The organism is Pseudomonas sp. GM84 (assembly GCF_000282535.1).
GTDB lineage: Bacteria > Pseudomonadota > Gammaproteobacteria > Pseudomonadales > Pseudomonadaceae > Aquipseudomonas.
Window position 1 is genome coordinate 1 of record NZ_AKJC01000009.1, and the last position, 14,300, is coordinate 14,300.

The following is a 14,300-nucleotide window of genomic DNA, read 5'->3' on the forward strand; positions in this document are numbered from 1 at the left end:
AAAACAAAGCGGGGAGGCCTATCGGCCTCCCCGCTTCTATATATAGCTACATCAACAACCGATCACTCAGCCTTGAGAGTGATCCGCGCAAACGCCTTCTTGCCCGCTTGGCACACATGGGTTGCGCCAATTGCAAACATGAAGTCGCGCTCAACCACCGCGCCGTCGACCTTGACGGCACCGCCATTGAGCAGGTCCCGCGCCATCGCCGAGTTCTTCACCAGGCCCGCCCGGTTCAGAACGGCAGCGATCGGCAAGTCTTCTGCCGCGCAAACCTCAATCTCAGGCAAGTCTTCCGGCAGCTCACCCTCTTTCATACGGTTACCCGCAGCACGGTGCGCATTGGCCGCAGCCTCTTCACCATGGAAACGCGCAACGATCTCTTCCGCCAGCTTGATCTTGATGTCACGCGGGTTCGCGCCATTGGCCACATCGGCACGGAACTGATCGATCTCTTCCATCGAACGGAAGCTCAGCAGCTCGAAGTAACGCCACATCAGCGTATCGGGGATCGACACCAGCTTGCTGTACATGACACCCGGCGCTTCCTGGATACCCACATAGTTACCCAGCGACTTGGACATCTTCTTGACGCCGTCGAGGCCTTCGAGCAACGGCATGGTCACGATGTTCTGCGCTTCCTGACCGTAGGCACGCTGCAGCTCACGCCCCATCAGCAGGTTGAACTTCTGGTCGGTACCACCCAGCTCCACATCCGCCTTCAGCGCCACCGAGTCGTACCCTTGCACCAGCGGGTAAAGGAACTCGTGGATGGCGATTGGCTGATTGGTGGTGTAACGCTTGTCGAAGTCATCGCGCTCGAGCATCCGCGCTACGGTGTACTGCGAAGCCAGGCGGATGAAATCGGCCGGCGTCAGCTTGTCCATCCAGGTAGAGTTGAAGGCGACTTCGGTCTTGGCCGGATCGAGGATCTTGAACACCTGCTGCTTGTAGGTCTCAGCATTGTCCAGCACCTGCTCGCGCGTCAGCGGTGGGCGCGTAGCGCTCTTGCCGCTCGGGTCACCAATCATCCCGGTGAAGTCACCGATCAGGAAGATCACCTGATGCCCCAGCTCCTGGAACTGGCGCAGCTTGTTGATCAGCACCGTGTGCCCGAGGTGCAGGTCGGGGGCAGTAGGATCGAAGCCTGCCTTGATGCGCAGAGGTTGGCCGCGCTTGAGCTTCTCAACCAGTTCCGACTCGACCAATACTTCTTCCGCACCGCGCTTGATAAGCGCCAGCTGCTCTTCAACCGACTTCATAGACAGACCCGCAAGGCTCAGATTCAAGGGGAGCCAACCATACAAGATCGGCCATCAAATACAAGTTTCGCAACGGAATGTGACCTGACCGCAGCGTTGCGGCGTCTACGCGCCCTTGCGTGAAAATGGATTTGGTTATATTTTATACAGTTATTTCATCTTCATCATGTCATTCATCTTTTCCATATTCACTTTTCTTCAAAGCCACCTTACCTATGACCAACGAAACGCCTAAAGCGCCCCCGCTTTATCCGAAAAGCCATCTGTTGGCCGCCAGCGGCATCGCCGCCCTGCTCAGCCTGGCACTGCTGGTATTTCCATCCAGCGAAGTCGAAGCCAAGAAGACCACGCTCAGCCTGGAGCTGGAAAGCCCGGCCGAACAGCTGAAGGACGAGTCCAAGGCCGCGCCACTGGTGCAAGTCGAAGGCGATCAGGGCACGCCCTTCGCACAGATCGAAAGCGCCGAAACCACAACCGAACAAGCGGCTCAGCAAGCCCCGGCTGCCGAGCAGAAACCAGAAGCCAAGGACCCTAGCCACCGCGAAGTGACCGTCGCACGCGGCGACACCTTGTCGACGCTGTTCGCCAAGGTCGGTCTGCCGACCAATGCAGTGCACGACCTGCTGGCCAGCAACAAGCAGGCCAAGCAATTCAGCCAGCTCAAGCATGGCCAGGTGCTGCAGTTCGAACTCGACAAGACTGGCCAACTGGCCAGCCTGCACAGCAAGGTAAGCAACCTCGAAACCATACGGCTGACCAAGACGGCCAAGGGCTACACCTTCGCTCGCGAAATCAGCAAACCCGTCGTACGTACCGCTTACGCCCACGGTGTCATCAAGAGTTCGCTGTCGGCCTCGGCCCAGCGCGCCGGGCTTTCCCACAGCATGGCCATGGACATGGCCAAAGTGCTCGGCTATGACATCGATTTCGCACAGGACATCCGTCAGGGCGACGAATTCGACGTGGTCTACGAGCAGAAGGTCATGGACGGCAAGGTGGTTGGCACCGGCAACATACTCTCTGCCCGCTTCACCAACCGCGGCAAGACCTACACGGCAGTGCGCTACACCAACAAGCAAGGCAACACCAGCTACTACACCGCCGACGGCAACAGCCTGCGCAAAGCCTTCATCCGTACCCCGGTTGACTTCGCCCGCATCAGCTCGCGCTTCTCCGCCGGGCGCAAGCACCCGATCCTGAACAAGATCCGCGCGCACAAGGGGGTCGACTACGCGGCGCCACGGGGCACGCCGATCAAGGCTGCAGGTGACGGCCGCATCGAGCTCGCCGGCCGCCGCGGTGGCTACGGCAACACCGTCATCATTGCCCATGGCAACAGCTACAAGACCCTCTATGGACACATGCAGGGCTTTGCCAAAGGCATCAAGAACGGCAGCAGCGTGAAACAAGGCCAGATCATCGGTTACATCGGCACCACCGGCCTTTCCACCGGTCCGCACTTGCACTACGAGTTCCAGGTGAACGGCGTGCATGTCGACCCACTGAGCCAGAAAGTACCCATGGCCGACCCGATCACCAAGGCCGAACGCCAACGCTTCATGCAGCAGAGTCAGCCCCTGATTGCCCGCATGGATCAGGAAAAGGCCACCATGCTCGCTGCGAACAAGCGCTAACGCCATGGCGCTCTACCTGGGGGTGATGTCCGGCACCAGCCTCGATGGCCTGGATATCGCCCTGATCGAACACGGCGAGCAGCTGGAACTGCTCGCCACTCACTATGTACCCATGCCCTCCGATCTGCGCCAAGCGCTGCTGAGCCTGTGCAGCAGCGGCCCAGACGAGATCGCTCGTGCCGCACTGGCGGAAAATCGCTGGGCCAGCCTGGCAGGCGAAGGTATCCAGCAATTGCTGGCGAAACGTGGCCTGCAAGCCAGTGCCATTCGTGCCATCGGCAGCCACGGGCAGACCATCCGGCATGAGCCTGCTCGCGGCTTTACCGTGCAGATTGGCAACCCGGCGTTGCTCGCTGAACTCACCGGGATCAGTGTGATTGCCGACTTCCGACGCCGCGACGTGGCAGCTGGAGGCCAGGGCGCGCCCCTGGTGCCAGCTTTCCACGAAGCCTTGTTCAGCCACCTCGGGCAGCGCCTGGCCATTCTCAACGTCGGCGGTTTCAGCAATCTCAGTCTGATCGAGCAGGACAAGCCGGTGCATGGCTTCGACTGCGGCCCAGGCAATGTGTTGCTGGACGCCTGGATCGAACGCAAGCACGGCCAGCCTTATGACGCAGACGGTGCCTGGGCAGCCAGCGGCCTGGTGCAGGCCGATTTGCTCAGCAGCCTGCTGACTGATCCGTTCTTCGCTGGCAGCGGGCCGAAGAGCACTGGCCGTGAAGTGTTCAACCTGCCCTGGCTGGATAGCCACCTTGACCGACTCCCCCCCTACCGTGACGAGGACGTCCAGGCCACCCTGCTGGAACTCACCGCGCGCAGCATCATCGACGCGCTGAACAACGCCCAGCAAGGTACCGAAGCCTTGCTGGTGTGCGGCGGAGGTGCACGCAATGGTGCATTGATGGCTCGCCTTGGCGCACTGCTGCCCGAGGCTCAGGTGGCTAGCACCGCGGCGCACGGTGTCGATCCTGATTGGGTCGAGGCCATGGCCTTTGCCTGGCTCGCCCATTGCTGTCTCGAGGGTATCGCCGCCAACCGCCCCAGCGTGACCGCTGCCAAAGGGCTGCGTGTGCTCGGCGCGATCTACCCGGCCTGACTGGCTACGCCACAATGCAAAACGCCGCGCAAATGCGCGGCGTTTTCGTATCGCAAGGCTCAGATCGAGAACGAGGAACCGCAGCCACAGGTGGTGGCGGCGTTCGGGTTCTTGATCACGAAGCGCGAACCTTCCAGGCCTTCCTGGTAGTCCACTTCGGCACCTGCCAGGTACTGGAAGCTCATTGGGTCGACCACCAGGGATACGCCCTCGCGCTCGACGATGGTGTCATCTTCGGCCACATCTTCATCGAAGGTGAAACCGTACTGGAAGCCCGAACAACCGCCGCCGGTCACGAACACGCGCAACTTCAGACGCTCGTTGCCTTCCTCGGAAACCAGGGTCTTCACCTTTTGCGCTGCCCCTTGGGTGAATTCCAGAACCGTGGGGGTGAAGGTTTCGACGCTCATGTAGATTCTCCCGGCGCAGTGCCGCCATATAACTCGATGACGCGCATTATCCGCTTCTCCGAGAAAATTGGTCAAGAATTGTGCGGCTTTAGTCGCGGCAAACAAAAAGGCCCGCACTGGGCGGGCCTCTTCGATAAACCTGCGCTTACGGCAGCAGGCCCGCGTGGGACAGCCCCATGCGCTCGTCCAGGCCGAACAGGATGTTCAGGTTCTGCACCGCCTGGCCGGAAGCGCCCTTGACCAGGTTGTCGATCACCGACAGCACCACCACCAGGTCACCACCCTGCGGGCGATGAACGGCGATACGGCAGACGTTGGCACCGCGCACGCTGCGCGTTTCCGGGTGGCTGCCCGCTGGCATCACGTCGACGAACGGCTCATCGGCATAGCGTTTCTCGAACAGTGCCTGCAGGTCGACCGAAGTATCGGCGACGGTGGCGTACAGGGTGGCGTGGATGCCGCGGATCATCGGAGTCAGGTGCGGCACGAAGGTCAGGCCGATGTCCTTGCCCGCAGCCAGACGCAGGCCCTGGCTGATTTCCGGCAGGTGGCGGTGGCCTTTGACCGCGTAGGCTTTCATGCTCTCGCCGGCTTCACAGAACAGCGAACCCACGGCAGCCCCGCGACCGGCACCGCTGACACCCGACTTGCAGTCGGCGATCAGGCGCGACGGGTCGGCCAGGCCAGCCTCCAGCAGCGGCAGGAAGCCCAGCTGGGTAGCGGTCGGGTAGCAGCCCGGCACCGCGATCAGGCGCGCCTGGCGGATCTTCTCGCGGTTCACCTCAGGCAGGCCGTAGACCGCATCCTTGAGCAGCTCGGGGGCACCGTGCGGTTGACCATACCACTTGCCCCACTCGGTGGCGTCCTGCAGGCGGAAGTCGGCGGACAGGTCGATGACCTTGGTGCCGGCAGCCAGCAACTCACCAGCCAGTGCATGGGCAACACCGTGCGGAGTGGCAAAGAACACCACGTCGCAGGCCGCCAGGGCCTTGCTGTCCGGCACGCTGAAGGCCAGGCCGTCGTAGTGACCGCGCAGGTTCGGATACATGTCGGCGACCGCCACACCCGCTTCGGAACGCGAAGTGATGACCGCCACTTCGGCCTGTGGATGCTGCGCCAGCAGACGCAACAGTTCGACGCCGGTGTAACCCGTGCCGCCGACGATACCGACCTTGATCATAACGCTTGCCCCTTTATCAACGAGCCAACTGGAAAGCGCACGATAATAGGGGTGCAAGGCGCCTGTAACAACTCTTCGGGTGACCCTTCGGGCACTTGGCCTCTACTATCTGACGACCGTGAAAACCTGAAGGAACTCCCTCCATGCTTTACCTATGGATCAAAGCGCTGCACATCGTCAGCGTGGTCTGCTGGTTCGCCGGCCTGTTCTACCTGCCTCGCCTGTTCGTCTACCACGCCCAGAGCCAGGACAGCATCAGCCAGGAACGCTTCGTGACCATGGAGCGCAAGCTGTACCGCGGCATCATGAACCCGGCAATGATCGCCACTTATGTGTTCGGGGCCTGGATGCTATACCTCACCCCCGGCTGGCTGAGCCAAGGCTGGCTACATGCCAAGCTGACCCTGGTGATCCTGCTGACCGGCTACCACCATATATGTGGTGCCCAGCTCAAACGCTTCGCCAGCGGCGCCAATACGCGCAGCCATGTCTACTACCGCTGGTTCAACGAAGTGCCGGTGCTGTTCCTGCTGGGCATCGTGATCCTCGTGGTGGTCAAACCGTTCTGACGCAACCCGTTCTGCACTGGAGCCTTGCCCATGTCTTTACCCGCTTCGCTGGAAAATCGCCTGCGCTTGCCCGTGGTCGCTGCACCCATGTTCCTGATATCCAACCCCGATCTGGTTCTGGCCTGTTGCGGCAAGGGTGTGGTTGGCAGCTTCCCGGCCCTGAACCAGCGCGACAGTGCTGGCTTCAAAGCCTGGCTGGAGGAGATAGAGGCAGGCCTGGCGCAGTTGCATGAGCCGGCGCCCTATGCCGTCAACCTGATTGTCCACCCCACCAATCCGCGCCTGCAGGCCGACCTGGCGCTGTGCGTCGAGCATCGCGTACCGATCGTCATCACCAGCCTCGGCGCAGTCAAAGAAGTGGTGGATGCAGTACACAGCTACGGCGGCCTGGTGTTCCACGACGTAACCACCCGCCGGCATGCGGAAAAAGCCGCCGAGGCGGGTGTCGATGGCCTGATCGCCGTGGCGGCGGGCGCCGGTGGGCATGCCGGCACCTGGAGCCCATTCGCTCTGGCGGCCGAGATCCGCCAGTTCTTCGACAAGACCCTTCTGCTGGCCGGCTGCATCAACCACGGCCACGAGATTCTCGCTGCCCAGTTGCTGGGCGCCGATCTGGCCTACATGGGCACTCGCTTCATCGCCACTCGCGAAAGCCGTGCGCAGGAGCCCTACAAGCAGATGCTGCTAGGTGCCCATGCCGCCGACATCATCCACACCCCCGCGGTTTCCGGGATTCCAGCGAGCTTCCTGCGCCCGAGCCTGGAACAGGCCGGCTACGACATGGCCGCGCTGAAATCCGGGCACGAGGCCGGCAAACTCAAGCCCCTCGATGATGAAGCGAAGGTCTGGAAGACTGTCTGGTCCGCCGGCCAAGGTGTTGGCGAGATCCATGACCTGCCCGCAGCTGGCGAGCTGATCGAACGCCTGCACGGCGAGTACCGGTCAGCGCTGGAGCGCACCCAGGCACTAAGCGCCAAGGCCTTGTAGCAAAAGGCAACACCTTGCCCGGCCAAGTTGTACACTAGGCGCCCTCTTCAGCCCCCAGGAGCCTTGCATGACCCGTTACGCCATGATCACCGGTGCTTCCAGCGGCCTGGGCCTGGCCCTGGCGGAAGCGCTGGCGCGGCGCGGGCGTAGTCTGATCCTGGTGGCACGCCATCGAGAAACCCTGGAGCCGGTGGCCATGGAGCTGACCCAGCGCTTTGGTGTCGAAGTGCTGTTTCGCGCCTGCGATCTGAGCCAGCCGCTGCGCCTGTCAGGCTTCGTGCTGGAGCTTGAGGAAGGCGAACGGCGTATCGACTTGCTGGTCAATTGCGCCGGCCAACGTACCTACGGTCCGTTTCTGGCCCACGAATGGGCCGATGAGCAAGACTTGCTTGAGGTCAACATCCTCGCCATGAGCCGCCTGTGCCACGCCATCGGCAACCTGATGGCGGTACAGGGCGGCGGGCAGATCCTCAATGTCGCCGGCCTGGCAGCAGTCGCGCCAGGACCATGGATGGCGACCTATGCCGCGAGCAAGGCCTATGTGCTGAACTTCACCGAAGCACTGCGCGAAGAGCTCAAGCCTACCGGCATCAAGGTCTCGGTATTGTGCCCCGGCCCGGTGCGCTCCGCGCGTCGGCGCATTCCCCGACTCGACGGCAGCAGCCGCTGCCTGAGCCCCGAGGAAGTGGCGTTGTACACAGTCCGCGCCCTGGCAAAAAACCGCCCGCTGATCATGCCGCTGCGGCGCAACCGCTGGCTGGCCTTCGCCCCGCGCCTGCTGCCGCGCTGGCTGGCACGCAAGCTGGCAGGGTTCATCCACCGACGTTACTGCCCGGCCGGAATGGAATAGCCACTGGGCGAGCGGCGCCTGGCTCAGTACACTCGGCCCGGACCCTCACCATGGAGCAAGTGCTGTGGACGATTTATTCTGCAAGATCATCAACCGGGAAATCCCGGCGAAGATCATCTACGAGGACGACCAGGTTCTGGCGTTTCACGATATCGCGCCCCAGGCGCCGGTGCATTTTCTGGTCATCCCGAAAAAACACATCCGCACCCTCAGCGACCTGACCGAAGAAGACAAAGGCCTGGCAGGCCATATCCTGTTCACGGCTCAGCGCCTGGCCAAGGAGCTCGGCTGCGAGGACGGTTTCCGCGTAGTCATGAACTGCAACGAACAAGGCGGCCAGACCGTCTACCACATCCACATGCACGTGCTCGGCCAGCGCCAGATGCACTGGCCACCGGGCTGATGCAGGGCAAGCGACCCTGAAGCGATTGCGGTAAACTGTCGGGCACACTCTAGCGGAGGTGCCCGATGGCTACCGAACGTCACTACTCGCCGCTCGACCGCTTGTTGCTGCAGGCCGATACCGCCATGCGCACCTTGCTGCCCTTCAGCGGCCAACCGTCCCGGCCCTCCCCGGCCATCATCCAGCCGGATGTCGACCTGGACGAAAGCCAGACCCGCCACGTTGCCGGGCTGATGCGCATCAACCATACCGGCGAAGTCTGCGCCCAGGCGCTGTACCAGGGTCAGGCCCTGACCGCCAAGCTGCCGCAGATACGCAAGGCGATGGAACATGCCGCCGAGGAAGAAGTCGACCACCTGGCCTGGTGCGAGCAGCGTATCCGTCAGTTGGGCAGTCACCCAAGCGTGCTCAACCCGCTGTTCTACGGCATGTCGTTCGGCATCGGCGCCCTCGCCGGCCTGGTCAGCGACAAAGTCAGCCTGGGCTTCGTCGCCGCCACCGAGCATCAGGTGTGCAAGCACCTTGACGAACACCTCGAGCAAATTCCCCACGAAGACGAGAAATCCCGCGCCATCCTCGAACAGATGCGCGTGGATGAAGAACAGCACGCCGAATCTGCCCTCGAGGCCGGCGGCTATCGCTTCCCGGCACCGGTACGCTTTGGCATGAGCCTGCTGGCCAAGGTCATGACCAAGAGCACCTACCGCATCTAAGGGCACGCCCATGACGGACCGAATAGACGCCAAGGAACTGGCGCGCGCCGTGCAAGCCGGCATACTCCAGCCGGGCCAGGACCAGGCCCTGCTGGAGTTCCTGCACAACCAGCCTGCCTCGCGTGGCAGTTTCCAGTTGGCGCACGTCGCCTTCTACTTCGGCGCCCTGTTGATCATGGGCGCCATGGGCTGGTTGCTGACCGAGGCCTGGATGCGCATTGGCGACGCGGCCCTGCTGGCCATCGCTGCCCTGTACATCGCCTTGCTCACCCTGTTCGCCCTGAATCTGCAGAAGCGCCAGCAGCCCATTGCCGCTGGCGTGCTGGCGGCCGTCGCGGTGAGCATCGTGCCGTTGGCAGTGTTCGCTCTCGAACGCCTGGCTGGCTGGTGGCCGCTGGACGATGCGCAAGCGAACTATCACCAGTACTACACCTACGTACAGGGTGGCTGGCTGATGATGGAGGCAGCCACGGTGCTGGCCGGCCTGCTGATGCTGCGCTTGATCCCTTACCCGTTCATCGTGATGCCGATCGCCGTCGCGCTGTGGTTCATGTCGATGGACCTGAGCGAGTGGGTGTACGGTTTGCCGTTCAGCTGGGAGCAGCGGCGCACGGTGTCGCTGTGGTTCGGGCTGGGGTTGTTACTGGTATTTCTGCTGGTGGACGGCCGTACCCGCGAGGACTATGCCCATTGGGGCTACCTGGCCGGGCTGGCGGCGTTCTGGGGCGGGCTGACGATGATGGAAAGCGACAGTGAGCTGGGCAAGGCACTGTACTGCTTGATCAACCTTGGCCTGATGGGGATGGCTGTACTGCTGCGCCGGCCGCAATTCATGGTGTTCGGGGCGCTGGGGGTGGCGGCTTATCTCGGCTACCTGTCGTACGAGGTGTTTGCCGAGTCGCTGCTGTTCCCGGTGGTGCTGACGTTGATCGGGCTTGGCGTCATTGGCTTGGGGCTGGGGTATCAGAAGCGGCGGGAGCGGTTGAGCCGGGCGGTGAGAAGTTGGCTTCCGGGTTGGTTGCGGGTTGTCTTGCCGGCCTTGCGCAACTGATATACCGCTGGGGCCGCTTTGCGGCCCATCGCCGGCCAGCCGGCTCCCACAGGGACGGTGTGGGAGCTGGCTTGCCAGCGATGGGCTGCGCAGCAGCCCCAAAATCTTGGAATCAACCCAGCTCGACGATCTCGTAGCCGTGGGTGATTTCCACACCAGCGCGCTCCAGCATGATCGACGCCGAGCAATACTTCTCCGCCGACAGCTCCACCGCCCGCTTGACCTGAGCTTCTTTCAGCCCACGGCCCTTGACCACGAAATTCATGTGGATCTTGGTGAAAACCTTCGGGTCTTCACTGGCGCGCTCGGCTTCCAGGAAGGCTTCGCAGCTTTCCACCGCCTGGCGGGATTTCTTCAGGATGCTCACCACATCGAAGCTGCTGCAGCCACCCAGGCCGAGCAGGAGCATTTCCATCGGGCGCACGCCCAGGTTGCGGCCGCCAGCCTCGGGCGGGCCATCCATCACCACCACGTGGCCGCTCCCCGACTCGCCGAGGAACATCGCTTCACCGGCCCACTGGATGCGTGCCTTCATCTGTCCGTACTCCTGGAATTCGCAAAAGGGTGTCAGCTTAAGCCTTGTATGGCTGTCGGAAAAGCTCAATGCGCGTCGCATTTGTGCCGAAACATCCTGCAGTGTCTGATAAGCTGGCGCCAATTGACTGGCGCCAGGCGCCAGGCAATGACTAACAAGAGCCTATGCGTCACATCGAACAGGATTTCGTGATGGTTGCCTCAGCCCTACCCGCCAAGATCAAGAACATCGACAAGCTGCTGGTGCATTGCCAGCGCCGTCGCTACACCGCCAAGAGCAACATTATCTGTGCTGGCGATCGTGCCGAAACCTTGTCATTCATCATCAAGGGCTCGGTCACCATACTGATCGAAGACGACGAAGGGCATGAGATGATCATTGCCTACCTCAACAACGGCGATTTCTTCGGGGAACTGGGGCTGTTCGAGCCGTCCGACAGTGATCAGCAGCGCAGCGCCTGGGTCCGTGCCAAGACCGAATGCGAAGTGGCAGAGATCAGCTACGACAAGTTTCGCGAAGTGACGCGGCAAGACCCGGAAATTCTCTATGCCCTTGGCAGCCAGATGGCCCAGCGCCTGCGCAACACGACGCGCAAGGTCGGCGACCTGGCATTCTTCGATGTTACCGGCCGGGTGGCCCGTTGCCTGCTCGACCTGTGCAAGCAGCCCGATGCCATGACCCACCCTGATGGCATGCAGATCAAGATCACCCGTCAGGAAATTGGCCGCATTGTCGGCTGTTCACGGGAGATGGTCGGCCGCGTCCTCAAGGATCTTGAAGAACGCAGCCTGGTGCAGGTCAAGGGCAAGACCATGGTGGTCTACGGCACCCGTTAATCCTTGGGCAGCGTCGCCAGCACGTCGTTGTAGGCCTGTGACAAGCGCTCGAACCAGGGCGCCTCGGGCACTACTTCGTGCAGGGCGATATGGCTATCGGCACGACAGCGCTGCTCCAACTCGCAACATTCGTTGAAGCGGTTGACCGCGGCGACCATCGACTCGCGCTCGTTATCCAGCAGCAGCGCGCCATGCACCAGCACCACCGGCCGCTTGCCGCCCAGTCCCTGGCGCCAGCGCTGAGCCGTACCGACCAGCTTGCGGCCATTCAGATTGACGTTGTAGCGACCATCACAAAAAGCACCGTCGATTTCGCCCACCGATGCCACGCCGCCCCATTCGCGCAAGACATCGCACAGCGGCAGGCAAAGGCGCTCGTAAGCGTTTTCGATTCGGCCATGGTCGCCTTCGCTGCGCGGCGCGACGTAGACCAGGGCAACGTTCACCGTCGAATGGGACTGGGGCACCGGCTCGCCGCCGCTTTCGCGCAGCAGCACCGGCCAGCCGGCGATTGCCAGCTCGGCGCAGGCGACTTCGAAGTTGTCCAGGCGGCTCATGCGCCGGGGCATGACCAGGGCGTGGTCGGTGGGGCGCCAGAACAGCACGCCATGTTCCCGTTCGCCGCGGCATACGGCAGCCAGCAGATCCTGTTCGGCGTGAAGGCCTTGTTCGACGGTGAGGGCCAGGGGTTGATCGATCATTGATCCACCTTCTATGTTGTTTTCACTCGCCTCTTCGCGGGGCAAGCCCGCTCCCACATGTACACCCCAATGCCTGAGTGCAGTGAGAACCTGTGGGAGCGGGCTTGACCCGCGAAGAGGCCAGAACGGACATACAAAAAAGCCGGCATAAGCCGGCTTCGTTTCAATCAGTCCAGTTGCTGAACGGTCTTCTTCACCTGCTCGGGGAAAAACAACCGCTGCAGTTCCAGCCCCGGCTGCTCGGCGCGCATGAACGCTTCACCGACCAGGAACGAGTACACCTCGTTGATTTCCATCAGCTCGACATCGGCACGGTTGAGAATGCCGCTCTCGGTAATGGCCAGGCGGTCACGCGGGATGCGCGGCAGCAGGTCGAGGGTGGTTTCAAGACTGACCTCGAAGGTGTGCAGGTTGCGGTTATTCACCCCCACCAGCGGCGTATCGAGGGTCTTCAACGCGCGCTCCAGTTCGTCACCGTCATGCACTTCGACCAGTACGTCCAGGCCAACGTCCTTGGCGGTGGCAGCCAGCTCGGCCATCTTCACGTCATCGAGCGCCGACACGATCAGCAACACGCAATCGGCCCCCAGGGCACGGGCTTCGACTATCTGGTAAGGGTCGACCATGAAGTCCTTGCGGATCACCGGCAGCGAGACCGCAGCGCGGGCCTGCTGAAGGTACTCGTCGGCACCCTGGAAGTAATCCACGTCGGTCAACACCGACAGGCAGGTCGCCCCGCCCTTCTCATAGCTGACGGCAATGTCCGCGGGCACGAAGTTCTCGCGGATCACACCTTTGCTCGGCGACGCCTTCTTGATTTCTGCGATTACCGCCGGCTGCTTGCGCTTGGCCTGTTCGATCAGGGCCTTGGCAAAACCACGCGGCGCATCGGCCGTCCTGGCCAGGGCCTCCAGTTCGGCAAGGCTGACGCGCGCGCTGCGTTCGGCCACTTCCTGGAACTTGCGGGCAATGATCCTTTCCAGCACCGTCGGCACACTCATGCTTCGTTCTCCACCTTGAATACCGCGGTAAAGGCACCCAACTCCTGCAGCTTCTCCCAGGCCAGGCCGGTGTGCAGGACGTCGTGGGCCAGTTCCACACCCGCCTTGAGGCTCATGGCATGGTCAGCGGCGTACAGCGCTGCGCCCGCATTGAGCACGATCATCTCGGCCGCTTTCTGGCCGTTTTCGGTCTTGCGCCGGCCCAAGGCGTCGCGGATCAGCTCCAGCGATGCCTGTGGGCTCTCGACGGCCAGGCCATGCAGGCTCTGGCTCTTCATGCCAAGGTCTTCCGGCTCGACCCAGTATTCGGTGATTTCGTCGTTCTTCAGCTCAGCGACAAAGGTCGGCGCAGCCAGGCTGAACTCGTCCAGGCCATCCTTCGAATGCACCACCAGCACATGCTTGCTGCCCAGGCGCTGCAGCACCTCGGCCAGCGGGCGGCACAAGGCTTGGGTGAACACGCCGACCACCTGGTGTTTCACTCCGGCCGGATTCGTAAGCGGGCCGAGCATGTTGAACAGGGTACGCAGGCCCAGGTCACGACGCGGACCGGCGGCGTACTTCATGGCGCTGTGGTGGCTTTGGGCAAACATGAAACCGATGCCGAGGCTGTCGATGCAGCGCGCAACCTGGACCGGCGTCAGGTTCAGGTAGATGCCCGCAGCCTCCAGCAGGTCGGCGCTGCCGCTCTTGCCGGACACTGCGCGGTTACCATGCTTGGCGACCGTACAGCCCGCGGCTGCCAGGACGAACGACGAGGCGGTGGAAACGTTGAAGATGTTGGCGCCGTCGCCGCCGGTACCGACGATATCGACCACGCCATCAAGGCTTTTCAGTTCGACCTTGTCGGCCAGCTCGCGCATCACCGAGACCGCACCGACGATCTCGTCGATGCTCTCGCTCTTCATGCGCATGCCCATCAGGAATGCGCCGATCTGCGCTTCGCTGCACTGACCAGTCATGATCTCGCGCATGACGTCACGCATTTCCTCGGTGCTGAGGTCCAGGTGGCCGACGATACGGCTCAACGCGCTCTTGATATCCATGTTCGATCCTTAGCGGCGGCCGCCGG

At 62.3% G+C, this 14,300-nt stretch carries 16 protein-coding genes; 9 read left to right on the top strand and 7 right to left on the bottom strand.

Features of this window, described 5'->3' with window-relative positions; genetic code table 11:
• Window positions 1-62 precede the first annotated feature (62 nt).
• Window positions 63-1,262 carry a tyrosine--tRNA ligase gene (gene tyrS / locus PMI38_RS00960; protein ID WP_008089519.1) on the bottom strand — a complete coding sequence of 400 codons (1,200 nt, stop codon included), beginning with the start codon at window positions 1,260-1,262 and terminating at the stop codon, window positions 63-65.
• A 215-nt stretch (window positions 1,263-1,477) separates the two neighbouring features.
• Between tyrS and PMI38_RS00965 the strand changes: the two genes are divergently transcribed.
• Complete coding sequence (locus PMI38_RS00965) at window positions 1,478-2,896, top strand: peptidoglycan DD-metalloendopeptidase family protein (RefSeq protein ID WP_008089521.1); 1,419 nt, start codon at window positions 1,478-1,480, stop codon at window positions 2,894-2,896.
• 4 nt (window positions 2,897-2,900) lie between these two features.
• Window positions 2,901-3,992 (top strand): anhydro-N-acetylmuramic acid kinase, encoded by a 1,092-nt coding sequence (locus PMI38_RS00970; protein ID WP_008089523.1) that lies wholly within the window; start codon window positions 2,901-2,903, stop codon window positions 3,990-3,992.
• A gap of 59 nt (window positions 3,993-4,051) precedes the next feature.
• Here PMI38_RS00970 and erpA read toward each other — a convergent pair whose 3' ends face one another.
• The gene (gene erpA / locus PMI38_RS00975) at window positions 4,052-4,402 is read right to left on the bottom strand and encodes an iron-sulfur cluster insertion protein ErpA (RefSeq protein WP_008089525.1); all 351 of its coding nucleotides are present in this window, start codon (window positions 4,400-4,402) and stop codon (window positions 4,052-4,054) included.
• A gap of 145 nt (window positions 4,403-4,547) precedes the next feature.
• On the bottom strand, window positions 4,548-5,582 hold the full coding sequence (gene argC, locus PMI38_RS00980; protein ID WP_008089527.1) for an N-acetyl-gamma-glutamyl-phosphate reductase: 1,035 nt from the start codon (window positions 5,580-5,582) through the stop codon (window positions 4,548-4,550).
• A 143-nt stretch (window positions 5,583-5,725) separates the two neighbouring features.
• Between argC and hemJ the strand changes: the two genes are divergently transcribed.
• The 6 genes from hemJ to PMI38_RS01010 all read left to right on the top strand — a co-directional run bounded on the left by hemJ (window position 5,726) and on the right by PMI38_RS01010 (window position 10,155).
• Window positions 5,726-6,151, top strand: coding sequence for a protoporphyrinogen oxidase HemJ (gene hemJ / locus PMI38_RS00985; protein WP_008089529.1), 426 nt, complete (start codon window positions 5,726-5,728; stop codon window positions 6,149-6,151).
• Between the two features lie 30 nt (window positions 6,152-6,181).
• Complete coding sequence (locus tag PMI38_RS00990; protein ID WP_008089532.1) at window positions 6,182-7,138, top strand: NAD(P)H-dependent flavin oxidoreductase; 957 nt, start codon at window positions 6,182-6,184, stop codon at window positions 7,136-7,138.
• A gap of 67 nt (window positions 7,139-7,205) precedes the next feature.
• Window positions 7,206-7,988, top strand: coding sequence for an SDR family NAD(P)-dependent oxidoreductase (locus PMI38_RS00995; RefSeq protein ID WP_008089534.1), 783 nt, complete (start codon window positions 7,206-7,208; stop codon window positions 7,986-7,988).
• Between the two features lie 64 nt (window positions 7,989-8,052).
• On the top strand, window positions 8,053-8,391 hold the full coding sequence (locus PMI38_RS01000; protein ID WP_008089536.1) for a histidine triad nucleotide-binding protein: 339 nt from the start codon (window positions 8,053-8,055) through the stop codon (window positions 8,389-8,391).
• A gap of 65 nt (window positions 8,392-8,456) precedes the next feature.
• On the top strand, window positions 8,457-9,104 hold the full coding sequence (coq7, locus tag PMI38_RS01005) for a 2-polyprenyl-3-methyl-6-methoxy-1,4-benzoquinone monooxygenase (RefSeq protein WP_008089539.1): 648 nt from the start codon (window positions 8,457-8,459) through the stop codon (window positions 9,102-9,104).
• A 10-nt stretch (window positions 9,105-9,114) separates the two neighbouring features.
• Entirely contained in the window at window positions 9,115-10,155 is a 1,041-nt protein-coding gene (locus PMI38_RS01010; RefSeq protein ID WP_008089541.1) for a DUF2157 domain-containing protein, read from the top strand.
• 112 nt (window positions 10,156-10,267) lie between these two features.
• On the opposite strand, the gene PMI38_RS01015 is transcribed toward PMI38_RS01010, so the two are convergent.
• Window positions 10,268-10,690: an OsmC family protein gene (locus tag PMI38_RS01015; protein WP_004376171.1), complete on the bottom strand. Its 423-nt coding sequence runs from the start codon at window positions 10,688-10,690 to the stop codon at window positions 10,268-10,270.
• Window positions 10,691-10,881: 191 nt separating this feature from the next.
• Between PMI38_RS01015 and crp the strand changes: the two genes are divergently transcribed.
• Complete coding sequence (gene crp / locus PMI38_RS01020; RefSeq protein WP_008089553.1) at window positions 10,882-11,526, top strand: cAMP-activated global transcriptional regulator CRP; 645 nt, start codon at window positions 10,882-10,884, stop codon at window positions 11,524-11,526.
• Here crp and PMI38_RS01025 read toward each other — a convergent pair.
• The 3 genes from PMI38_RS01025 to trpD all read right to left on the bottom strand — a co-directional run bounded on the left by PMI38_RS01025 (window position 11,523) and on the right by trpD (window position 14,274).
• On the bottom strand, window positions 11,523-12,227 hold the full coding sequence (locus tag PMI38_RS01025) for a lipoate--protein ligase family protein (protein ID WP_008089554.1): 705 nt from the start codon (window positions 12,225-12,227) through the stop codon (window positions 11,523-11,525). The genes crp and PMI38_RS01025 overlap by 4 nt on opposite strands.
• Window positions 12,228-12,394: 167 nt before the next feature.
• Window positions 12,395-13,228 (bottom strand): indole-3-glycerol phosphate synthase TrpC, encoded by an 834-nt coding sequence (gene trpC, locus PMI38_RS01030; protein WP_008089555.1) that lies wholly within the window; start codon window positions 13,226-13,228, stop codon window positions 12,395-12,397.
• A complete protein-coding gene (gene trpD, locus PMI38_RS01035) occupies window positions 13,225-14,274 on the bottom strand; it encodes an anthranilate phosphoribosyltransferase (RefSeq protein WP_008089556.1) in 1,050 nt (349 codons plus the stop codon). The genes trpC and trpD overlap by 4 nt, the downstream gene beginning before the upstream one ends.
• Between the last annotated feature and the right edge of the window lie 26 nt (window positions 14,275-14,300).